General features: G+C 71.6%; 4 protein-coding genes and 2 pseudogenes. 2 read left to right on the forward strand and 4 right to left on the reverse strand.

The annotated features are described in order from the left end of the window. Together HOV91_RS38450 and HOV91_RS38455 are read left to right on the forward strand one after the other, a co-directional pair. A pseudogene (locus HOV91_RS38450) lies at positions 1 to 222 on the forward strand (hypothetical protein); the annotation flags it as partial. Positions 223 to 328: 106 nt separating this feature from the next. Continuing rightward, the gene (locus tag HOV91_RS38455; protein WP_174190096.1) at positions 329 to 784 is read left to right on the forward strand and encodes a hypothetical protein; all 456 of its coding nucleotides are present in this window, start codon (positions 329 to 331) and stop codon (positions 782 to 784) included. A 107-nt stretch (positions 785 to 891) separates the two neighbouring features. Here the strand turns inward: HOV91_RS38455 and HOV91_RS40750 are convergent, their stop codons facing one another. From HOV91_RS40750 to HOV91_RS41180, 4 genes and pseudogenes are all read right to left on the reverse strand, one after another. Further along, positions 892 to 2,415, reverse strand: a complete 1,524-nt coding sequence (locus HOV91_RS40750; RefSeq protein ID WP_174190097.1) for a cutinase family protein — start codon at positions 2,413 to 2,415, stop codon at positions 892 to 894. A 48-nt stretch (positions 2,416 to 2,463) separates the two neighbouring features. Next, positions 2,464 to 3,480, reverse strand: a complete 1,017-nt coding sequence (locus HOV91_RS38465) for a C40 family peptidase (protein WP_174190098.1) — start codon at positions 3,478 to 3,480, stop codon at positions 2,464 to 2,466. 7 nt (positions 3,481 to 3,487) lie between these two features. Continuing rightward, positions 3,488 to 3,736, reverse strand: a complete 249-nt coding sequence (locus HOV91_RS40420) for a hypothetical protein (RefSeq protein WP_246351587.1) — start codon at positions 3,734 to 3,736, stop codon at positions 3,488 to 3,490. A 111-nt stretch (positions 3,737 to 3,847) separates the two neighbouring features. Continuing rightward, positions 3,848 to 3,979 (reverse strand): annotated as a pseudogene (locus HOV91_RS41180) (replication-relaxation family protein); the annotation flags it as partial. Between the last annotated feature and the right edge of the window lie 25 nt (positions 3,980 to 4,004).

Consider the following 4,004-nt stretch of genomic DNA (forward strand, 5'->3'; position numbering starts at 1 on the left):
CAACCCGAGTCGACCGAGCGGCTGGCTCCGGGGGCGTTGCGCGGGCAGGTCGAGGACTTCCTGCGCGATCACCCGGGCGAGGAGTACACCCCGCACCAGATCGGCAAAGCCCTCGACCGGTCCAGCGGTGCGGTGCACAACGCGCTGGTCAAACTCACCACCGTCGGCACCGCCCGCCAGACCTGCGCGGCCCCCAAAAAGTTCGCCCTCGTCACCGCTTGACCACTACCGGTGTGCGGCCCGGGACCCGAGGGACTAACCCCGGGTTCCCGGGGACCGCACCCGTTCGTTCACCTCGTCTGAAAATTTCCGAAAGGCTCTACCGGTCATGTACAGCACTTCCACCTCGGCCGTCGTTGCGGCGGCCCTGCATCGCGTATTCGCCTGCTCCCCGCACGCCGCCGACAGCCTCGAGTTGTGGCTGGCGGTCACCGCCGAGGCCACCCGTCGACTCACCACACCCGCCGAAACCGCCGCGTCGCAGTGGCTTCCGGTGTTCACCGCCTACCGCACACAGCGCACCGACGCCGAATACCACACCGGCACCGCTGCCGTGCGGATCACCACGGGACCGCTGAGCGGCGTCACCTACACCGATGCCGACAGCGCGGCCCGCGCGGTCGTCACCGCCTATCCCAACCCGGCCTGCGACCTCGACGTCGACGGGGATGAGGACGGGGACGACATGGCCGAGTCGCTGACTCTGGTTCCGACGTGGCGGCTGCGCGTCACCCACGACCCGGCCCCACACGCACAACCCGCCGCGACCCCGATGAACGGCTAGCGCGCCCGCACCCCTGAAACGGCCGGTGGGGCCGAGCAAAAGCTCGGCCTCACCGGCCGTTTCGTCGTCTGGCTGCCTGCCTGGCTGCCTGGCTGGCGTGCGGGTGTCTATGTCGTGTGGTCGATGGCGTGTTCGAGCCAGTCCAGCAGCGCGGTGGTGGCGGGGGTGGTGTAGCCGGTGGCGTGGACCCCGGTGGTGGCGAATCGGGCCGCGTCGCTGCCCTGGCGGGCCAGATCAGCCAACGCGGTGCCGGTGGCGGGTGTCGTGGTGGCGGTGTAGGTCTGGGCGAGCGAGCCGAACTGGGTTCCGGTGAACGCCGAGGCGGTGGCTGCGAGGAGGTCGGTGGCGACCGGGGCGAACCCCGTCAGCGCGAGCAGAGCGGCGAGGGGGTCACCGGCGGCGAGTGCCTCGGCGGCGGTCCAGGCGATTTCTTGGGCTCGGCCGATGTCGGTGGCGATCCGCGTGATGTCCAGGCCCGCCAGGAGTCCGACGATCTGCGCGGCCACCCCGACCCAGCCGGAGGTGTCCAGCGGCGCGGCCAACGACAACGCGCGGGCCACCAGACGCAGGTCGATACCGGCGACCATGCGAACCAGGGGGGCGAATTGGGTGTTCAGGTCCCCGGCGATCCGGTGTAGGCCGGGGATGTCGCCGGTGCCGACGAGTGCGGGCAGCTGGGCGAGGTCGTTGATGATGGCGGGCACGTTCGCGGCGAACCCGGCCAGCCCGCCCAGCACGGTGACCACCTGTGCGAGGACTTGGGAGGGATCCAGTCCTGCGGTCGAGGCCGGGATCGTGGCCGGTGCTGTCCCGGCCGTCCCCGATCCCGTGCTGGGCTCCGGTACCGACGGCGAGCCCGGGACCGGAGCGGAGGTGGTCGAGGGCCGATCCGGGGCAGGGGTGGCCTCGGCCGGAACCGGGCTGGGGGTGGAGGTGACGGCGCGGCCTACCGCGGCGAGGGCCGGGGATGCTTGGGGTGAGGTCGCGCAGTAGAGGTCGCCCTCGGCGCAGAGGGTGCGGACACGGTTGGCGAGGTCACCGAAGCCCTGCGGGCGGGGGCCTGCGATGCCCTGCCCGGGAACGGGATTGCCGAGCTGAGCGGTGGCGGGGTCGCGGCGTGGGTCGGAGACGAGTCCGATCGCGACGACTCGGGAGGCGGGTATCGGGCCTCGCTGGTTGCCGATCGCGGTGGCGAGGTCGCCGACGATATCGGCGCCTTGGGAGTAGCCGGCGAGTACCACTCGCGTGGTCGAGCACAATGCGGCGAGGGTGGCGGTGAGTGTTCGTGTGCCTTGGGTTTGGGAGGTGGTGTAGGGGGCGGCGTCGGCGGTGTAGGCGAGGGTGCGCACGTCGATGTCGCTGCCGTAGCGGGCAGCCAGACCCCAGGCGACCGGAGCCAGCATCCCCACCGGCTGAGCCGGGTCGGCGGCCGGGGTGGTCTCCCACGTGCCCGGCACCAGCAGCGCGGTCCAGCGCGGGCAGGACGCGGCGGCAGGGGCCGGTGTCGGGTCTGCGGCGGCAACACCCGCCCCAGCGGCCGTAGTGACGGCGACGGCGGCACACAAGACCGCACGAGCGAAGCGGCGGCGGGTGCGGATGCGCCGGGGGAGGGTGTGGTGGCGACTGCGCATGATGGGTCTCCTGTCGGTTCGGAAAAGGGCTGGTGTCTCGGTGGACCGCTAGGGTGAGTCGCGCGAATCGGGTTGTGCGGGTGAGGCAATGGCGGCAGGCCGGGTAGCCGCGTAGTAGTCATCGCCGGGCCAGCGAAAATTCGAGATCTGGACGGGCTCGTTGAACGTTGGCGCGTGCAGCATCTTTCCGGCACCCAGGTAGAGGCCGACGTGGTGCACGTTGCTGTCGGCGGTGCCGTAGAACACGAGATCACCAGGCGTGAGCTGGGTTTCGAGGACGCGGGGGCCGGTGTGGATCTGGTCGTAGGTGGTTCGGGGCAGGGTGATCCCGGCGGCCCGGTAGGCGGCCTGGGTCAGCCCGGAACAGTCCCAGCCGCCGTTGACCTCGGGGCCGTTGCCGCCCCACACGTAGGCGACCCCGAGCTGATCACACGCGAAGGAGATCGCTTGCACAGCAGCAGGACTCGCGGCAGCGACGGTAGAGCAGTCACCGCCGCCGGAAGGGATGGCGCGGTAGCGGGCCGCTTGGTCGAGGACCTGGTCGACGTACCAGTCGGCGTGGTTGTAAGCCCATATGGCCGCGCGCAGGTCAGCCGGTGCACCGGAGTCGCACAGGTAGAACGCGGCGGCGTGGACGGCGTCACTCGAGTCGTAGCGCGAGGGCGGACTCGCCCCGCCCGCAGGCAGGGGGTGTCGGGCGACGACGGCCTCGAAGGTCGGGGCCAGGAACTGCATCGGTCCGGCGGCCCCGGACGAGTTCTCCCCCGAGCGCACGCCGGGCAGGGGGGAGCGGCCGTGGTCGGTCTCGACCTTGCCGATCGCGGCGAGCACCGACCAGTCCAGGCCGGGACAATCCCCGGCGGCCTGCTGGTAGAGCACCAGCAACTCCGGCGGGATGTCCTCTCGCGCAGACGGGCTCGGGGAGCTACCCGCCCCAGCCGACGAACCGAGGCCGGGGATAGGGAGCGGCTGCTGGTAGACGATGACGGTGGTGACCACGGCGGCGATCACGACGACACAGAACACGACCGCAGCGCTGCCCGCGCCGAGGGCTTTGACCAGCATCAGCGGGTCACCGGTACTCGTCGGTCGGCGGGCGTGGTGGCGGCGCGGCGAGCAGGACCTGACCGCCGAGGGTGACCGCGCTCTGCTCGGTGTCGTGGTGGGGGCCGGGTGGGGTGCGGCGCGGCCACACGGCGGCCAGCTCGTGCAGGCGCAGACGGCGGGCTACCGTGCGGTCGAGGGGCAGCCAGACCTGGTCGGCGGGACTCGGATCGGTGAGCGGGGCGAGGAGTTGGGCGGCGGCGGTGGCGACGGGCACCGCGCCGGGGTCGGGCAGGCGGTCCCAGCTCCGGCGTATCGCGTCGCGGGCGTTGGTCTCGCGCAGGCTGGTCGGTAGCCAGATCAGGACGGGGGTGATGAGGCCGGTGGTGCGGGCGAGTTCGCCGTAGCCGTGCAGCTTGGCCGCGACTCTGGTGAGGGAGGTGGTGGCGAGGTCGTATTCGAGGAAGAAATCCAGCGTCGACCCGGTGGGGGCGTGGGTGTAGCGGCCGAAGGCGTCGGGGCGGGCGAGGTCTGTCTCTTATACA

Source organism: Nocardia barduliensis (assembly GCF_013315795.1).
GTDB classification, from domain to species: Bacteria; Actinomycetota; Actinomycetes; order Mycobacteriales; family Mycobacteriaceae; genus Nocardia; species Nocardia barduliensis.

Excerpts from the sequence above, each read along its gene's own strand:
- HOV91_RS40750 (WP_174190097.1), bottom strand. The coding sequence starts at position 2,415 with ATGCGCAGTCGCCACCACACCCTCCCCCGGCGCATCCGCACCCGCCGC.
- HOV91_RS38465 (WP_174190098.1), bottom strand. The coding sequence starts at position 3,480 with ATGCTGGTCAAAGCCCTCGGCGCGGGCAGCGCTGCGGTCGTGTTCTGT.
- HOV91_RS38455 (WP_174190096.1), top strand. The coding sequence starts at position 329 with ATGTACAGCACTTCCACCTCGGCCGTCGTTGCGGCGGCCCTGCATCGC.